The organism is Streptomyces sp. NPDC050610, assembly GCF_040654875.1.
Lineage (GTDB): Bacteria > Actinomycetota > Actinomycetes > Streptomycetales > Streptomycetaceae > Streptomyces.
The window spans coordinates 1-17,473 of the sequence record NZ_JBFAIV010000029.1 but is presented as its reverse complement, the minus strand read 5'-3'; the positions used below and the strand labels follow the sequence as shown (position 1 = coordinate 17,473).

At 70.5% G+C, this 17,473-nt stretch carries 12 protein-coding genes; 7 read left to right on the top strand and 5 right to left on the bottom strand.

The window, feature by feature from the left end; genetic code table 11:
• Positions 1–180: 180 nt before the first annotated feature.
• Both AB0I22_RS29390 and AB0I22_RS29385 read left to right on the top strand, forming a co-directional pair.
• Positions 181–1,092, top strand: coding sequence for a glycoside hydrolase family 19 protein (locus AB0I22_RS29390; RefSeq protein WP_363134058.1), 912 nt, complete (start codon positions 181–183; stop codon positions 1,090–1,092).
• Between the two features lie 257 nt (positions 1,093–1,349).
• Positions 1,350–2,837 carry an MFS transporter gene (locus tag AB0I22_RS29385; RefSeq protein ID WP_363133976.1) on the top strand — a complete coding sequence of 496 codons (1,488 nt, stop codon included), beginning with the start codon at positions 1,350–1,352 and terminating at the stop codon, positions 2,835–2,837.
• Positions 2,838–2,941: 104 nt separating this feature from the next.
• Here the strand turns inward: AB0I22_RS29385 and AB0I22_RS29380 are convergent, their stop codons facing one another.
• The 3 genes from AB0I22_RS29380 to AB0I22_RS29370 all read right to left on the bottom strand — a co-directional run bounded on the left by AB0I22_RS29380 (position 2,942) and on the right by AB0I22_RS29370 (position 6,064).
• Complete coding sequence (locus AB0I22_RS29380; RefSeq protein WP_363133975.1) at positions 2,942–4,546, bottom strand: PTS ascorbate transporter subunit IIC; 1,605 nt, start codon at positions 4,544–4,546, stop codon at positions 2,942–2,944.
• Positions 4,547–4,677: 131 nt separating this feature from the next.
• Positions 4,678–5,466 (bottom strand): PTS sugar transporter subunit IIA, encoded by a 789-nt coding sequence (locus AB0I22_RS29375; RefSeq protein ID WP_363133974.1) that lies wholly within the window; start codon positions 5,464–5,466, stop codon positions 4,678–4,680.
• A gap of 292 nt (positions 5,467–5,758) precedes the next feature.
• The gene (locus AB0I22_RS29370; RefSeq protein WP_363133973.1) at positions 5,759–6,064 is read right to left on the bottom strand and encodes a hypothetical protein; all 306 of its coding nucleotides are present in this window, start codon (positions 6,062–6,064) and stop codon (positions 5,759–5,761) included.
• Positions 6,065–6,522: 458 nt separating this feature from the next.
• Between AB0I22_RS29370 and AB0I22_RS29365 the strand changes: the two genes are divergently transcribed.
• The 4 genes from AB0I22_RS29365 (at position 6,523) to AB0I22_RS29350 (ending at position 10,896) form a co-directional block, all read left to right on the top strand.
• The gene (locus AB0I22_RS29365) at positions 6,523–7,905 is read left to right on the top strand and encodes a family 2B encapsulin nanocompartment shell protein (RefSeq protein WP_363133972.1); all 1,383 of its coding nucleotides are present in this window, start codon (positions 6,523–6,525) and stop codon (positions 7,903–7,905) included.
• Positions 7,892–9,628, top strand: coding sequence for a cysteine desulfurase (locus AB0I22_RS29360; protein WP_363133971.1), 1,737 nt, complete (start codon positions 7,892–7,894; stop codon positions 9,626–9,628). Before AB0I22_RS29365 ends, AB0I22_RS29360 begins: the two co-directional genes overlap by 14 nt.
• A 72-nt stretch (positions 9,629–9,700) precedes the next feature.
• On the top strand, positions 9,701–10,303 hold the full coding sequence (locus AB0I22_RS29355; protein ID WP_363133970.1) for an AAA family ATPase: 603 nt from the start codon (positions 9,701–9,703) through the stop codon (positions 10,301–10,303).
• Between the two features lie 188 nt (positions 10,304–10,491).
• Complete coding sequence (locus tag AB0I22_RS29350) at positions 10,492–10,896, top strand: DUF779 domain-containing protein (protein WP_363133969.1); 405 nt, start codon at positions 10,492–10,494, stop codon at positions 10,894–10,896.
• Positions 10,897–10,956: 60 nt separating this feature from the next.
• Here AB0I22_RS29350 and AB0I22_RS29345 read toward each other — a convergent pair whose 3' ends face one another.
• The gene (locus tag AB0I22_RS29345) at positions 10,957–13,161 is read right to left on the bottom strand and encodes an EAL domain-containing protein (RefSeq protein WP_363133968.1); all 2,205 of its coding nucleotides are present in this window, start codon (positions 13,159–13,161) and stop codon (positions 10,957–10,959) included.
• Entirely contained in the window at positions 13,158–13,982 is an 825-nt protein-coding gene (locus AB0I22_RS29340) for an SAM-dependent methyltransferase (RefSeq protein WP_363133967.1), read from the bottom strand. The genes AB0I22_RS29345 and AB0I22_RS29340 overlap by 4 nt, the downstream gene beginning before the upstream one ends.
• A 332-nt stretch (positions 13,983–14,314) precedes the next feature.
• Between AB0I22_RS29340 and dnaE the strand changes: the two genes are divergently transcribed.
• The coding region (dnaE, locus tag AB0I22_RS29335; RefSeq protein WP_363133966.1) for a DNA polymerase III subunit alpha at positions 14,315–17,473 on the top strand (3,159 nt) is incomplete at its 3' end.

The following is a 17,473-nucleotide window of genomic DNA, read 5'->3' as shown; positions in this document are numbered from 1 at the left end:
CGCCGGTCAGGAGGCATGTAGTCGATCTGCGGTCTTGACTGGTCCAGACCGCAACGGTTGAGTACCTCATCCCTGCGGTCGTGTCCGGCCGGATCATGCTCGTAGGGATGCACGCTCGTGCGTCGGGTCGTCCGACGCCGACCACATGCGGCCCTTGCCGCACTGAGGAGTGATCAAGTGTTGCTGAGACAGCGCATGGCAGCCATCCTCTCCGCCGCCGCGTTCACCGCCGCACTCGCCGTCGCGGCGCCGTCCGCGACGGCGGCCCCCGCCCCTGACACCGCCTCCGCCACCACTGTCGCGAGTTGCAACTACACCACGTGGACCGCCGGGAAGTCGTACAGGACCGGCGATGTCGTCAAGTACACCAATGGCAACTACTACCGGGCCACGCACGACAACCCGGGATACGACCCGGTGATCAGCACCTGGTTCTGGGAGCCGTACAACTGCGGCCCGACCACGCCCTCGAAGGACTTCGTGGTGAGCGAGGCGCAGTTCAACCAGATGTTCCCGAAGCGGAATTCGTTCTATACGTACAAGGGTCTGACGGCGGCCCTGGGCGCCTACCCCGGCTTCGCGAAGACGGGCAGCGACACCATCAAGAAGCGGGAGGCCGCGGCCTTCCTCGCCAACGTCAGCCACGAGACCGGCGGCCTCGTCTACGTCGTGGAGCAGGACACCAGCAACTACCCGCACTACTGCGACCCCAGCAAGCCGTACGGCTGCCCTGCCGGACAGGCGGCCTACTACGGGCGGGGGCCGATCCAGCTGAGCTGGAACTACAACTACAAGACGGCCGGCGACGCCCTCGGCATCGACCTGCTGCACAACCCGAACCTCGTGCAGACCGATCCGGCCGTGGCCTGGAAGACGGGGCTCTGGTACTGGAACACCCAGCAAGGCCCCGGCACGATGACGCCGCATGACGCGATCGTCAACGACCGCGGCTTCGGCGAGACGATCCGGAGCATCAACGGAAAGGTGGAGTGCAACGGGGGCAACCCGGGCCAGGTCCAGAACCGGATCGACACCTTCCGTAGGTTCACCCAGATACTGGGCACCTCCACCGGCGGCAATCTGAGCTGCTGAGGTCGCGCCGGCCCGCCCTCGCCACTCGATTCCGGACCCGATCGCGGGGCTCGCGCCGCCCCGGCCCCGCGATCGGCCGAAGCGGGCCGGCGCCTTCCGGAGATCATCGCGAAGCCCGCCGCGGCGCCCCTCGGGGCGCTGGACACCCCCGCCAGGTCTGTCGACATCAAGTATCTTGACATCGAGATTAACGCCCGGCAGGCTACCCCTCGATCTTTTGATCTCTTGACGTCGAGGTACATCCGAGGGGGCGGGCAATGCGGCGCGGCGGCATTACTGGCAGGCGGGGCCAGAAGGACAGGCAGGGACTGATCGCCCAACTGCGCGATCCGCCGGGCGGCCGCAATGCGCGGATCATGCTGCTCGCCCTGGCTCTCGACCGGACCGGGTCAGGGCTGTGGGCCTCGTCCTCGGTCCTGTACTTCACCTTCGTGACCCACCTGAGCGCCCAACAAATCGGCGTGCTGCTGGGCACGGCCGGAGTGGCGGGCATCGCCGGCTCCCCGCTGGCCGGGCGGCTGGCGGGCCGCTTCCCGGTGCGCTCTCTACTCATCGGCTCCCATCTGCTCCGCCTCCTGACGCTCAGTCTGCTGCTGGTGTGCACCGAGTTCGCGGCGCTGCTCCCGGTCGTCGCCGTCACCTACCTGGGCGACCGGGCCGCGAAGATGCTGGAGATGCTGTTCGCCACCCGGGCGGCGGGCGAGCGGCGCGTGGCCTATCAGGCGCTGTCGCGCAGCGCGGCCAACGCGGGTTACGCGGTCGGCGCGGGGCTCGCCGCCATCGGCCTGGCGGTGGGGACGGGCGGCGCCTACCGGGTGCTGATCCTGGGCGACGCGCTGTCGTTCGTCGCCGCCGCCGCGCTGGTCTGGCGCGCCCGGGAGCCGCAGGCCACCAGCGTCGAGGTGGCACGGTCCGGCTCCACGAAGAGTACGGCGGCGACCGATGACGCCCCCGGAGTCGCGCCAGAGGCCGCGACCGGGAACGGTCCGGGGAACGGGAACGGGAACGGGGACGGCCTGGGGAGCGGGAACCGTCCGGGGTGCGGGGCGGTCGGCCGTCCGGCGAGTCCGTGGCGGGACCGCGGCTATCTGCGGTTCGCGCTGCTGGACATCGCGATGAATCTCGACGACTCGGTGCTCAGCGTCGGGCTGCCGCTGTGGCTGGTCGACCGGACGTCGGCGCCGCACGCCCTCGTTCCGGCCTTCCTGATCATCAATACCGTGCTGGTCGTGGTGTTGCAGCTGAGCGTGTCGAGGCGGGCCGAGGGGCCGCACCGGGCCACGCGGGCGGTGTTGCTGTACGGGGTGATGATGTTCGCGTGCTGTGCGGCCGTGGCGGCGGCTGCTCAGGTCGGGGCCTGGGCAGCCGGGGCCGCCCTGCTGCTCGGGGCGTTGCTCGTCACGATGGCGGAGCTGATGCGTTCGGTGAGTTCGTGGGAGCTGGCGGTGCTGCTCGCGCCACCGGACGCCCGCGCCGCGTATCTGGGAGTGGCCGGGATGTCCCAGTCCATCCAGAAGTCCGCCGGTCCGCCGCTGCTGACCGGGGTGGTGATGGCGACCGGGCCCGCCGGGTGGCTGGTCCTGGGCGCGGTGGTCGCGGGGCTGTCGGCCGTACAGAAGAGCGCCTGTTCGCGGCGGCTCCAGCTCGCTGCGGCTCCGCACACCTCCTCGCCGTCGGCCGCCTCCCCCGTCCCGGCCGGGCAGGTCAAGGCGTCCCGGAGGATATGGGGCAGGCCGGGCCGGTAGCGGGTGGCTTCACAGCCCCTCGTACAGATATGTCCCACAAGGGCAGCGGTGGGCCGCGCCGTCCAAGCCATCCAAGCCGTCCGACTGTCCATCTCCGTCACGTGTCACCGATCCCGCGACGGAGGCAGCGGCGGAGCCGGAGGCGGGGGCGGCTTCGGTGCGCCGGGCGGGGGTGCGATCCGGTCGTACGGCCGGGCGGTCCCGGCGACTGAAGCCCCACCGGGCGGTGCCGCGTCGCCCGGCAGCGGGCCGTCCTTCGGGAAGTAGGCGTCGCGGCGGGCGCCTGGGTCCCAGCCCCGTTGCACGACCCGTTTCTGCACCAGTACCGCGCCGCCCAGCACGACGGCGCCGACGAGCAGCAGGAGGACGACTCCCCCGGCTCCGCCCGCCTTGGCGGCGTTGCCGGTCAGGGAGCCGAACCAACCGAAGTCGGCGTCCCCGAACGTGGTGTTCTCCTTGCCGAAGGAGCCGAGCACCTCAAGCAGCAGCGCGGGCAGGAAGGTGATCAGCAGGCCGTTGAGGAACGCGCCGACCGCCGCGCCGCGCCTGCCGCCCGTGGCGTTGCCGTAGACGCCCGCCGCGCCGCCGGTGAAGAAGTGCGGTACGAGGCCGGGCAGGACGAGGGAGAGGCCGAAGGCCGGGCCGAGGAGCGCGGACAGCAGGCCGAGGCCGACCAGACCGCCGAGGAAGCTGGAGACGAAGCCGACGAGCACGGCGTTCTGCGCGTACGGGAACACGATCGGCGCGTCCAGCGAGGGAACCGCGCCCGGTACGACCTTGCGGGCGATGCCCTGGAAGGCGGGGACGAGTTCACCCAGGATCGTACGGACGCCGAAGAGGATCACGGCGACGGCGATGCCGAATTGCAGTCCCTGCATGACGGCTTGCATCAGGTAGTCGCCGACTCCGTCGGCCGCCGTGCCGCCCTCGGCGGCGAACGCCTTGAACGCCGCCGCCCGGCCCGCCTTGGCGAGGTAGCCGACGGCCATCAGGACGTAGATCAGCACCATGGACAGCGCGGTGGCCACCATCGAGTCACGCAGGAAGCGCAGCCCTTCCGGCAGCTTCATGTCCTCGGTGCTGCGGCTGCGCCGGCCCACCAGCTGCCCGGCCGCGCCCGCGACGACGTACCCGGCAGTGCCGAAGTGGCCGATGGCGACGGAGTCGTTGCCCGTGATGCGCCGTGTCCATGGGTGCGCGAAGGCCGGCATGGAGACGAGCATGATGCCCAGCAGCACCCCGCCGACGATCACCACGGCCGCCGACGGCAGCCCGGACGTGGCCAGCACCATGGTCAGCAAGGTGGCCATGAACAGCATGTGATGGCCAGTCAGGAACACATAGCGCAGCGGTGTGAACCGGGCCAGCAGCAGGCTGACCCCGAACCCGAGGATCATCAGCCAGGCGACGCGCGCGCCGTACTGGGCCTGGGCGATGCCGACGATCGCCTCGTTGGTCGGGATCACACCGTGCGCACCTGTCGCCCCCTGGATCATCTCCCCCAGCGGCCCCAGGGACTTGACCACGAGCCCCGCGCCCGCGCCGATCAGCAGAAAGCCCAGCGTCGACTTGATCGCCCCGGCTATGACCTGTCCGGCCGGCTTCCGCAGCGCGATCAGGCCGGCGGCCGTGATGAGGCCGATCAGGTAGGCGGGTTGGCTGAGGATCTCGTTCACGAGGAACTTCGCGAGGGATACGAGCCAGTCCATGTCCGTACTGCCTTTCGTCAGAGTTCCCGTCCCGGCCTCAGTCCCGGACCGACCTCAGTCCCGGCCCCGGCTCCAATCCCAGCCCCAGTCCCAGCCCCGGCCCCGGTTCCCTTCTCGGACGCGTCCCGTTCTCACACGTCGTAGGTGTCTCTGAGTACGGCGTCGGCCTCGGCCGCGCTGGTGAAGTCCTCGACCACCTTCACCGGTACGCCCACGTCGCCGAGGGTCCGCGCGATCTCCCCGGAGGTGAGGATGGCGACGGCCTCGGCCGCCTTGCCCTTGGCCGAGACGGTGTCGGTGGCCTCGACCGTGACGTACCGGGACCAGCCCCAGCGATCGAGCACCTGCTCCAGCGTGTTCTTCAGGAACAGGCTCGTGCCCAGGCCGTTGCCGCACACGGTCAGGATCTTGTGCACGGCGGGGCCGGACTCCGCCTGCGGCGGCGGCTCCGCCCCGACGGGTTCCGGCTCCCCGTCCCCCGTCAGTACGGCGTGCAATTCCCGTGGCGTACGGGCCTCGCGCAGCGCCCGTTCGGTGCCGGGATTCGCCAGCAGCCGCGCCAATTCGGCCATCGCTGCCGTATGCGCGCTCGCGTCCCGCGCCGCGAGGCCGGCGACCAGGGTCACCGGATCGTTCGTCTCGTGTCCGAACTCCACGGGCTGCCGGAGTCGCACCCACGACATACCGGTCCGCAGCACGGCGGACGACGGCCGTGCGTGAGCGAACGCGAAGCCGGGCGAGAGCACGATGTACGGCCCGTTCTCGGCCACGTTCCGGATCATTTCCGCCGTGTAGTCGGCGGTGCAGGCGCCCGTGGCGACCATCAGGTCGCCCGCGGCCCGTACCGCTGCCCGCCAGTCCGGCGCCGGGACGTCCAGCCGGACGGCCTCGACGGGGAGGAGCTCGCTCAGTGTCGCCATGCGAGGGATCTTGACATGTACCCCCTGCTCCCGGCACGGGCGCGGCGCGCTTCTCCCCCGCTTCTTCTCTCCCCACTTCTTCTCCGCCGCCCTCCCCCGCCGCCTCCTACGTCAACGGAGTGGCCCTCACCACCGACGGCGGGGTGACGATGATCGACCCACGCCCGCCCGAAGCACCCGCTGCGCGAAAGCGCCTACCCATACCGGTGCGTCCGTGCGCACAACAGCCCCCGCCCGGCGAAAGCATCGCCGGGCGGGGGCTGTCAAGGCATACGTTCCAGCCGGCGGCCGATCAGCCGAACGGGCCGGAGCTGTTGTTGTCGGCGTCAATGCACGCCTGGAGCTGGCGCTGCTTGGCATTCGCCTTGGCGCGCGTCTCCTTGGCCCGCTGCTTGTCGCCCATCTGCGCGTACTTGTTGGCCTTGTCCTTGAGGGCGCTGATCTCCGCGCGCATCTTCTTCACGTTGCACGTGACCTTGCCGCGGGCCGCCATCGTGGCGGTGTCGGCGGCGGGCGCGGCCTGCGCGGGGACAGCCGCGAACAGGAGTCCGCCGGCCAGTACCGCGGACGCGGCGAGCGTGGACGTACGTCGACGCATAGTTCTTCCTTCCCGTCTCCCGGGCCGCACGGACCCGGGCGCATCTGAATAACAGCAGGTCACTGTAGCCGAAGCGGTCCAGACCTCCAGTAGCGCTCCGGCCGTCGAGGCAGCGGGACCGCCGCGCCCGGCGGCCGTCCGGTCGGGCACGGGACCGGCCGCCTTCGCCACAGGCCGATTCTGGACGCATATGCGGGACGGCCGCCGCGCTCGGTCCGCGCATCGCCGACCGGGCGCGGCTCGGGGCCGTGGGGCCGCACACGTGGTCATGGAACTTTTTGCCCATGAATCGTTCATCCCTACACGAATTTGCAGGAGCATCGACCCGCATATTTCAAGCCTGTTGCAGAAAAATGACGTCTTGTGGACACGAGGTGACAAGAAGACCATCGGGCATCGTTCCGTGCGCGGTTTTTGGCCTGCCATCCGGACCGCGCACTGCCTATGAGGGGGTTTCCATGAACGACCGATTGAGTCTCAGTCCCCAGGCCGCACGGCAGCTGGCCACCGCCACCAAGACCACCCCGCAGATGCGGGCGATCACGCCGCGGTATCTGCTGCGCGCGCTGCCCTGGGTCGACGTCGAGTCCGGCGTCTACCGCGTCAACCGCCGCCGGACATTCGTCGTCGGCGACGACCGGATCAGCTGCTACGACGAGAACGACGCGCACCACATCGTCGCCGAAGACCTGCGGGAGGTCCCGTATCTGCGCGACGCCGACCAGGGATTGCTCAACGAACTGGCCGAGGCGTTCACCGAAGTCAACTTCGAGGCAGGGCAGTTACTGGCGCAGGAGGGCGACTCCGCCGACCGGCTGTGGGTGCTCGTCCGGGGCCGGGCCGAGAAGCGGGTGACCGGGCGGTACGGACAGGACGCGCTGCTCGAAGTGGTCTGCGACGGCCAGTTCTTCGACCTCGACGCGTGGGCCCGCGCCTGCCCCATGCCCTACCGGGTCCGGGCCCTCACCGCCGGGGTGGCGCTCTGCGCCGACCACAGCGCGCTGGCCTCACTGGCCGAGCGCGACCAGGCCGTACGTACCGCGATCGACTCGTACGTCGCCGGGGAGATGCCCGAGCCCGGCTCCGAAGTGCCGGTGGATCTCACCGCCGGACACGTCGGGGAACCGATGCTTCCGGGTACGTACGTCGACTACGAGGACTCACCCCGCGAGTACCACATGAGCCTCGCGCAGACCGTGCTGCGCGTGCACAGCCGGGTCGCCGACCTGTACAACGAGCCGATGGACCAGACCCGTTCGCAGGCCAACCTGACCATCCAGGCGCTGCGCGAGCGCCAGGAGGCGATGCTCCTGAACCACCCCGAGTTCGGGTTGTTCAACAATGTCGCCCCGGGCCAGCGCGTACAGACGCGCACGGGTTCGCCGACCCCCGACGACCTGGACGACCTGCTCGCCAAGGTCTGGAAGCAGCCGGGCTACTTCGTCGCCCACCCCAAGGCCATCGCCGCGTTCGGCCGCGAATGTACCCGCCGGGGTGTGCCCCCGGTCACCGACAGCCGGTTCGGCAGTCCGCTGCTGACCTGGCGCGGCGTCCCGTTGCTGCCCTCCGACAAGGTGCGGTTCGCGGGATCGGAGTGCGCCGGCACCACCGAGATCCTGCTGATGCGGGTGGGCGAGGCCGAGCAGGGCGTCGTGGGCCTGCGCCCGGCCGGCATCCCGGACGAGGTCGAACCGGGTCTGTCCATGCGCAACATGGGCACCGACCAGAAGGGCATCACCTCGCATCTGATGACGGCGTACTTCAACACCGCGGTCCTGGTGGAGGACGCCAGCGCCGTGCTCCAGAACGTCGAGGTGTCGAACTACCATGACTACTCCTGACGTCAGGACGGGCGTTCCCGGGAGCGAGAGCCTGTCCGAGGCCGCGCGCCTGCTCGCCGGCCTGTCGACGGCGGGAGCGGCGGGCGTGCCGCCGACCGGAACGGGCGGCGTGCCGTCAGCCGGGCCCAACGGGGCGCCCACAGCCGGAGCGACACCCACGGCAGCGGCCGGCGGGGCGCCTCCGGCCGGAACATCGCCCGCCGCCGGAACGAACTGGCTGCCCGCGACCGGAACCGGAGCAGCGCCCACGACCGGAGCCTTCGGCGCACCCGCGGCCGCGGCGCCCGCCGCGACAACCGCGACCACGCCCGCCGCCGTCCCCTCCGCCGCGCCCGAAGCCGCCCCCGGCGTCATGGCCGGGAGCCCGCCCCCCGCCACGCTGCCCGCGGGCGCGTCCGAAGGCGCGCTCCTCGGCTCGGCGCAGGGCCTCGGCGCGGAGACCGGTATGCCCCGCTATCCGACAACGAGCGCGGCCGGCGCGCCCGGCGCCGCCGGTGCCCGGCGCGGCGGCTTCTCCCCCGAGGCGGCCCGGCAGGACATCCCGATCCTGCACCGCACCGTGAACGGGCACCCCCTCGTCTGGCTGGACAACGGGGCCACCACGCAGAAGCCCCGCCAGGTGATCGAGGCGCTCGCCGCCTTCTACGGCGCCGCCAACTCCAACATCCACCGCGGCGCGCACACGATGGCCCGTGAGGCGACGGAGGCGTACGAGGCGGGCCGCGCGGCGGTCGCCGACTTCCTGGGGGCCGCCGCGCCCGAGGACATCGTCTTCACCCGCGGCACCACGGAGGCGGTCAACCTCGTCGCCCAGAGCTGGGGCCGGGCCAATCTCGGCCCCGGGGACGACATCCTCGTCCCGGTGCTGGAGCACCACTCCAACATCGTGCCCTGGCAGCTGATCGCCAAGGAGCGGCGGGCCCGGGTGGTGCCGGTGCCGCTCACGCCGGAAGGGGAGATCGACCAGGACGCGTACGCCGATCTGCTCTCGTCGCGGACGCAACTGGTCGCCCTCAGCCACGCCTCGAACGTGCTCGGGACCGTTCCGCCCGTCGCGCAGATGACGGCGCTGGCACACCGGTACGGGGCGAAGGTGCTGGTGGACGGCGCGCAGGCAGTCGCCCACCTGCCCGTGGACGTCCAGGCGCTGGACGCGGACTTCTACGCGTTCTCGGGTCACAAGCTGTTCGCCCCTACGGGCATCGGCGCCCTGTACGCGAAGCCGGAGGTCCTGGCGGCCATGCCGGTGTGGCAGGGCGGCGGCAACATGATCGAGTCGGTCGACTTCGGCGAGACGACGTTCGCGGCGGTACCGCACCGGCTGGAGGCGGGCACCGGGAACATCGGCGGCGTGGTCGGGCTGCTGTCCGCCCTTCAGTGGCTGACCTCCTTCGACCGGGACGCCGTCGCCGCGTACGAGACGGCGCTGACCGGCTACGCGCAGCAGGCACTGGCCACCGTGCCGGGCCTGGAGATCCTGGGCGCCGCGGCGGACCGGATCGCCGTGCTGACGTTCACGCTCGCGGGTCAGGACCCGGCGGCGATCGCCGACTGCCTGGACCGGGACGGGATCGCCGTACGGGCCGGTCACCACTGCGCGCAGCCCGCCCTGCGCCACTACGGGCTGGAGAGCGCGGTCCGTGCGTCGTTCGCGCTCTACAACACCTCGCAGGAGGTGGACGCGCTGGTGGGCTCCCTGCACCGCATGCAGCAGAGTCCGTGATCACGGGCCCCTGCCCGGCGACCGCCGCCGGGCAGGGGACGCGCCGCCGGGGCCGGCGGTATCGTCGGCCGCATGCTGCTGTGGATCAACGGCCCTTTCGGGGGCGGCAAGACTCAGACCGCGTTCGAGCTGCGCCGGCGGATCGCGGGCAGCGTCGTGTGCGACCCCGAGCACGCCGGGTTCGGGCTGCACCGCATGCTGCCGCCGGCCCTGCGCAGCGACTTCCAGGACTTTCCGGCCTGGCGGCGGAGCGTGTACGACATGCTCGACCTGACCCTGCGCGAGCACGCCGGCCCGGTCATCGTCCCGATGACGCTCGTCGATCCCGGCTACTTCGCCGAGATCGTCGGCAGACTCCGCGACGGCGGCCACGAGGTGCACCACTTCTCTCTGCTCGCCGAGCGCGCCACGGTGCTGCGACGGCTGAGGCAGCGGGGGTTCGGGTTCGGCCTGAAGACGGAGAGCTTCGCCGTGGCCCGGCTCGACGACTGCCTGAAGCGGCTGCGGGAACCGGAGTTCGCCGAGCATCTCCACACCGACCGCACGCCGGTCGTACGCCTCGCCGAGCACATCGCGCGCTCGGCCGGACTGCCGATCGCGGCGAACACCGACGGCCCGCTGCGTACACGGCTGCGCCAGTACGCGACGAGCGCCCGCCACATCCGTATCGGCTGAATCCCACGATGCCCCGGACCACAGTGCCCCGAACCACGGCATTCCGGACCGCGATGTCCCGGACCACGACGTCCCGAAACGCGGTGGAACGCTATATCCCGGAAGACGGCTCGCAACGTCCCTGCAACGGGAGCCCTGCTCTCCTGACAGGGAACCGGTTCCCGGCGAAGACCCCGGAGGAGACCTCCATGACCCTCGCGTCACGCATCGCGCTGACCCCGGCCGCCGCCCGGCTGCTGTGTCAACTGCGCGCCGAGCACGGCCCGTTGATGTTCCATCAGTCCGGCGGCTGCTGCGACGGCAGCTCACCCATGTGCTTCCCGGCCGGTGAGTTCCGTACGGGCTCCTCCGACGTCCTGCTCGCCTCGCTGGACGTCGACGGGGTGGCCGAACCGATCGGCTTCTGGATGTCGGCCGACCAGTTCGAGCGCTGGCACCACACCCACCTGACGGTGGATGTGGTGCCGGGGCGCGGCGGGGGCTTCTCGCTCGAAGCCCCCGAGGGGGTGCGTTTCCTGATCCGTTCGCGGCTGCTCACGGACGAGGAGCGCGACCAGCTCGACGACCCGCGACGCCCTCCCGTAGGCCCGTAGCCCCGCAAGCCCACAGGCCCACAGCCGCATGAGCCCACGACGCTCACGGATTCGCGCCGCCTACGACGCCGCGTCCACGAGCGAGAGCGTGTGCAGGCGCTCGGGCGGCCCGGGGCGTGCGTAGTACCAGCCCTGGGCGGTGTCGCAGCCCAGTACGCGCAGGCACTCGGCCTGGCTCCCCGTCTCCACTCCCTCGACCGTCACCGAGAGGTCGAGCGTGTGGGCGAGCGAGACGATTCCCTCGACGATCTTCACATCGACGGGGTCGGCGGGCGAGCACTGCATGCCGCGCGTGAAAGAGCGGTCGAGCTTGAGCGTGGAGACCGGCAGTCTGCGCAGGTAGGAGAGGTTGGAGTAGCCGGTTCCGAAGTCGTCCAGGGCGATGTCCACGCCGAGGTCGGCGAGTTGGCGCAGCGGTCGCAGGGCGTCCTCGTCCGCGCCGATCAGGGCGTTCTCGGTGACTTCCAGGCACAGGGCGGCGGGGTCGAGCCCCGCGTCGGCGAGCACTTCGACCGTCTCGGCGACCAGCCCCGGGTAGCAGAGCTGGGCGGGTGACAGGTTGACGTTGACGCGCAGCGGCGCGGCGTCCGGCCCGTCCCCCTCGGCGTGCCGCCAGGCGCGGGCCTGCCGGGCCGCCTCCTGGAGGACCCAGCGGCCGAGCGGCACGATCAGCCCGGTGGACTCGGCGAGCGGGATGAACTGGTCGGGGCCGAGGACCCCGTGCACCGGGTGCAGCCACCGTACGAGCGCCTCGGCGCCGCGTACGACGCCGTCGCCGAGCCGTACCAGCGGCTGGTACTCGATGAAGAACTCGCCGTTGTCCAGGGCCGCGGGCAGGCAGTTGGTGAGGGAGTGCCGGGCGATGGCGCGGGCGTCGCAGGCCGCGTCGGCGAGTTCGTAGCGGTTGCCGCCGGCGGCCTTGGCGCGGTACATCGTGATGTCGGCGCTGCGCAGCACCTCAGCGGCGCCCCGGGTGCCCGCCGTGCCGGCCTTGCCCTCGACGACGCCGATGCTGGCCCGTACGGACAGCTCGCGCCCTTCGAGGTGCACGGGCTCGGCGAGGGCGCGCAGCATCCGGCGGGCGAGCGCGGTGACGTCGGCGTTCGCGGACGCGCCGGTGACGAGGCCGACGAATTCGTCGCCGCCGAGGCGTGCCACGAGTTCGCCGGGGGCGGTGGCGCAGGCGCGCAGCCGTTCCGCGACGGCGACCAGCAGTTCGTCGCCGACGGCGTGGCCGAGGCTGTCGTTGACGGCCTTGAAGCCGTCGATGTCCAGGTAGCACACGCCGACGCGGTCGCCGCCCGCGCCGTCGGGGCCGCTCGCGAGGGCACGGTCGAGGTGTTCGAAGAACATGGTGCGGTTGGGCAGGCCGGTGAGGGCGTCATGGCGGGCCTCGTAGCACAGCCGTTCGTGCAGCCGCCGCCGCTCGGTGATGTCCTCCATCAGCGCGATCTGGTACTTGGGCTCGCCGTCGGCGTCCCGCAGGAGGGAGACCGTGAGCGTGGTCCACAGGACGCTGCCGTCGCCGCGGGCGTAGGGCTTCTCGATGCGGTAGTGGTCGCGGTCGCCGCGGACGAGTTCGCGGTACAGGCCCCAGACCTCGGGCGAGTCCTCGGGGTGTCCCCAGTCGGTGGCCCGGCCGCCGCTGGCGAGGTGCTCCATGCCGCCGAACATCCGGGCCAGCGCGTCGTTGACCTCCAGGACCGTGCCGTCGACGTCGGCGATCCCGATGCCGACGGCCGCGGCCTCGAACACCGCGCGGAACCGGGCCTCGCTGACGTGCAGCGCCTGTTCGGTCTCGGCCCGCGCGCCCAGCGCCGCCCGGGTGATGGCCTCCTGCTCGGTGCGGGTGCGCTCGCGCAGGGCGCGGGCGAAGCCGGCGGCGACGCCGTGCTGGAGGCGGGCGCAGCGGGAGCGGCTCTCCTCGGCGGGCAGTTCATCGCCGGGCGGGCAGTAGAGCACCAGGTAGGCGTCGATGACGCTGAGGATCAGGGGCAGCGCCTCGGGGTCGGTGCAGTGGGCGTCGACGAGGGCCGCCCCGATGCCGGCGGCGGGTGCGGCGTCGAAGGGCTGGGCGCGCAGCGCGTCGCTGAGCCGGCCCGCCAGCGGTACGAGGTAGCCCTCGAACTCGGCGCGCGTCATGGAGGTGGTGGTGGCCGGGTAGATGGCGCGGCTCCAGATGGCGGCGAACCGCTGGAGCCGGTCCTCGTCGGCTGTGCTCCGTGCCAGCTGTCTGCCGCCCCGGCCGCCCCGTGCGACGTTCACTGCTTACGCCCCACGCCGGCGAATCCGCTGAAGACCACGGGGTCCTCGTCGGAGCCCTCGGGAGTGTCGGCGGCGTCCGGCCGCCAGTACGGCATCGACACCAGACCGGGGTCGAGGATCTCGAACCCGTCGAAGAACCGGGCCACGTCCTCCCGCGAGCGCATCAGCAGCGGCGCGCCGGCCTTGCGGTACACGTCCTGCACTCCTTCACCTTCCTCCGGCTTCCGCGGCCCGCCCTCAAGGGAGGCGTGCGTCAGGACCAGCAGACTGCCCGGGGCCAGCGCGTCGCGCAGCCGGGCGACCGCCTTCCAGGGGTCGTCCTTGTCCTCCATGAAGTGGAGCACGGCCACGAGCAGGAGCGCGACCGGGCGATCGAGGTCGAGCAGCCGGCCGGCCTCGGGGCTCCCCAGGATCTCGTGGGGGGCGCGGAGATCGGCGGAGACGATGGCGGCCTGCTCTTCGCCGTCGAGCACGGCCCGGCTGTGGGCGACGGCCACCGGGTCGTGGTCGACGTAGACCACCCGGGCGGCGGGGTCCGCCGCTCGGGCTATCTCGTGGACGTTGCCGAAGGTGGGGATGCCGGAGCCGATGTCCAGGAACTGGTTCACACCCTCGCCGATGGCGTGGCGCACGGCGCGCCGCATGAAGGCGCGGTTGGCCTGCATGACCTTCGGCAGTCCGGGAAATGCCTCGATCGCCCTGCGGCCGGCCTCGCGGTCGGCCTCGAAGTTGTACGAGCCGCCCAGGTAGTAGTCGTAGATCCGGGACACGCTCGGCACAGACAGGTCGATTCCCTGGGGGGCCCAGGTAGGACGCTCCATCAGTCAGTCGCTCCAGCTCATCGCGGGTGTGTTGAGCCGAGGCTACTGATCGTCCGTTCGAATGGAACCCCGAAGCGGAAAACTACGGTCCGCATTCGGCCATGGAGGGGCGCATGTGACACGGCGTGAGCCCGTCAATCGTAAGGTCTCCGACCCCTGTAGCGCACGCCGCGCGAGGGTGCCGCACAGCACATTCTCCTTCGAACGCGCGCCCCGGGCGCACGCCCTGAGCGTCCGTCCCGGACTTCCGGCATGAACGTCCGCTCCCGGCATCCCCTCGTCCTGAACATACGTCCTGAACGAATGTTCAAACCTGGGGTACGGTGTGCCGCATGCCGCAGCCCTTCACCCATCTGCATGTCCACACCCAGTACTCGCTGCTGGACGGCGCCGCCCGACTGCGGGACATGTTCAACGCGTGCAATGAGATGGGCATGACGCACATCGCGATGACCGACCACGGCAACCTGCACGGCGCGTACGACTTCTTCCACTCCGCCCGGCGGGCGGGGGTGACGCCGATCATCGGTATCGAGGCGTACGTCGCTCCGGGGTCCCGCCGCGACAAGCGCAAGGTGCGGTGGGGCCAGCCGCATCAGAAGCGCGATGACGTGTCCGGTTCGGGCGGCTACACGCACAAGACGATCTGGGCGGCCGACAGCACAGGGCTGCACAACCTGTTCAAGCTCTCCTCGGACGCGTACGCCGAGGGCTGGCTCCAGAAGTGGCCGCGCATGGACAGGGAGACCGTCGCGCGGTGGTCCGAGGGGCTGATCGCCTCCACCGGCTGCCCCTCCGGCGAGGTCCAGACGCGGCTGCGGCTCGGTCAGTTCACCGAGGCGATGCGCGCCGCGTCCGACTACAAGGACATCTTCGGCGAGGGCCGGTATTTCCTGGAGCTGATGGACCACGGCATCGAGATCGAGCGCCGGGTCCGGGACGGGCTGCTGGAGATCGGCCGGAAGCTGGGAATTCCGCCGCTGGTGACCAATGACTCGCATTACACGTACGCGCACGAGTCGTCCGCGCACGACGCGCTGCTGTGCATCCAGACCGGCAAGAACCTCTCCGACCCGGACCGCTTCCGCTTCGACGGCACCGGCTACTACCTGAAGTCCTCGGACGAGATGTACGCCATCGACTCCTCCGACGCCTGGCAGCAGGGGTGCGCCAATACATCGCTGGTCGCCGAGCAGATCGATACGGCCGGCATGTTCGAGAAACGCGACCTGATGCCCAAGTTCGAGGTGCCCGAGGGGTACACCGAGGTCACCTGGTTCCGGGAGGAAGTGGCCAGGGGAATGCGGCGGCGGTTCCCCGGCGGCTGGGAAGCGGGCTATCAGCGGCAGGCGGAGTACGAGATGGACATCGTCGTCCAGATGGGGTTTCCGGGTTACTTCCTCGTGGTCGCCGACTTCATCATGTGGGCCAAGAACAACGGCATCGCGGTCGGCCCCGGCCGGGGCTCGGCGGCGGGTTCACTGGTGTCGTACGCGATGGGCATCACCGACCTGGACCCGATCGAACACGGGCTGATCTTCGAGCGGTTCCTCAACCCCGAGCGCGTCTCCATGCCCGATGTCGATATCGACTTCGACGAGCGCAGGCGCGGTGAGGTGATCCGGTATGCGACCGAGAAATACGGCGCCGACAAGGTCGCCATGATCGGCACGTACGGAAAGATCAAGGCGAAGAACGCCATCAAGGACTCCGCGCGCGTCCTCGGATATCCGTACGCGATGGGCGACCGGCTCACCAAGGCCATGCCCGCCGACGTCGGCGGAAAGGGCATCGAGCTCAGCGGAATCACCGATCCCGAACACCCCCGTTACAGCGAGGCGGGCGAGATCCGGGGGATGTACGAGAGCGAGCCGGACGTCAAGAAGGTCATCGACACCGCCAAGGGCGTCGAGGGCCTGGTCCGGCAGATGGGCGTGCACGCGGCCGGCGTGATCATGTCCAGCGAGCCGGTCACCGATCATGTGCCGGTCTGGGTACGGCACACCGACGGGGTGACGATCACGCAGTGGGACTACCCCCAGTGCGAGTCGCTCGGCCTGCTCAAGATGGACTTCCTGGGCCTGCGCAACCTCACGATCATGGACGACGCCGTCAAGCTCATCCGGCAGAACAGGGGCATCGGCCTCGAACTCCTGGACCTGCCGCTCGACGACGCCGCGACCTTCGGCCTGCTGGGGCGCGGCGACACCCTCGGCGTCTTCCAATTCGACGGGAACGCCATGCGTTCGCTGTTCCGGCTGATGAAACCCGACCACTTCGAGGACATCACCGCGGTCACCGCGCTGTACCGGCCGGGCCCGATGGGCATGAACTCGCACACCAATTACGCGCTCCGCAAGAACGAGCAGCAGAAGATCACCCCGATCCACCCCGAGGTGGCGGAGCCGCTGCGGGACGTACTCGGAATCACCTACGGCCTGGTCGTCTATCAGGAGCAGGTGCAGAAGGCGGCGCAGATCCTCGCGGGGTATTCGCTGGGCCAGGCCGATCTGCTGCGCCGCGCGATGGGCAAGAAGAAGAAGGAAGTGCTCGACAAGGAGTTCGTGCCGTTCCGGGCGGGCTGCCGGGAGCGGGGCTATTCCGACGAGGCCGTGCAGGCGGTGTGGGACGTCCTGGTCCCGTTCGCCGGGTACGCCTTCAACAAGGCGCACGCCGCCGCGTACGCGCTCGTCTCGTACTGGACGGCCTACCTGAAGGCCAATTACCCGGCCGAGTACATGTCGGGCGTGCTGACGTCGGTGCGTGACGACAAGGACAAGATGGCGCTCTATCTCAATGAGTGCCGGAAGATGGGCATCCGGGTCTTTCCGCCCGACGTGAACGAGTCCGACGCGAACTTCACGCCGAGGGGCGACGATCAGATCCGGTTCGGACTGACGGCTGTCCGCAACGTCGGGCAGAGCGTGGTGGATTCGGTGATCCGCTCGCGCGGCTCGCAGGGGAGGTTCCGCTCCTTTCCGGACTACCTCGACAAGGTCGACGCCGCCGCCTGCAACAAGCGCACCACGGAATCCCTGATCAAGTCGGGCGCTTTCGACGGCATGGGCCATACCCGCAAAGGGCTCATGGAGCGTTACGAGTCGATGATCGACCATGTCGTGACGGTCAAACGCAGAGAAGCCGAGGGGCAGTTCGACCTCTTCGGGGAGGCCGGGGACAACGGCGGGGCGACGGAGCCGTCCGCCCCCGGATTCGGGCTGGACGTGGAGTTCTCGGACATCGAGTGGGACCGCGCGCACCTCCTGGCCGACGAGCGCGACATGCTGGGCCTCTACGTCTCCTCGCATCCGCTCGACGGGCTCGGGCAGTTGCTGGGCGAGCGGTCGGACGCGGCCATCGCCGCTCTGACCGGCGGGGACCTTCCGGACGGCGCGGTCGTCACCATCGGCGGCATCATCTCCGGCCTCCAGCGCAAGATGACCAAGCAGGGCAACGCCTGGGCGATCGCCACCGTCGAGGACCTCGCCGGC

Coding starts and splice junctions, on each gene's coding strand:
- AB0I22_RS29375 (WP_363133974.1), bottom strand. CDS start 5,466: ATGGCGACACTGAGCGAGCTCCTCCCCGTCGAGGCCGTCCGGCTGGAC.
- AB0I22_RS29340 (WP_363133967.1), bottom strand. CDS start 13,982: ATGGAGCGTCCTACCTGGGCCCCCCAGGGAATCGACCTGTCTGTGCCG.
- AB0I22_RS29355 (WP_363133970.1), top strand. CDS start 9,701: ATGCTGCTGTGGATCAACGGCCCTTTCGGGGGCGGCAAGACTCAGACC.
- AB0I22_RS29385 (WP_363133976.1), top strand. CDS start 1,350: ATGCGGCGCGGCGGCATTACTGGCAGGCGGGGCCAGAAGGACAGGCAG.
- AB0I22_RS29360 (WP_363133971.1), top strand. CDS start 7,892: ATGACTACTCCTGACGTCAGGACGGGCGTTCCCGGGAGCGAGAGCCTG.
- AB0I22_RS29370 (WP_363133973.1), bottom strand. CDS start 6,064: ATGCGTCGACGTACGTCCACGCTCGCCGCGTCCGCGGTACTGGCCGGC.
- AB0I22_RS29350 (WP_363133969.1), top strand. CDS start 10,492: ATGACCCTCGCGTCACGCATCGCGCTGACCCCGGCCGCCGCCCGGCTG.
- AB0I22_RS29365 (WP_363133972.1), top strand. CDS start 6,523: ATGAACGACCGATTGAGTCTCAGTCCCCAGGCCGCACGGCAGCTGGCC.
- AB0I22_RS29380 (WP_363133975.1), bottom strand. CDS start 4,546: ATGGACTGGCTCGTATCCCTCGCGAAGTTCCTCGTGAACGAGATCCTC.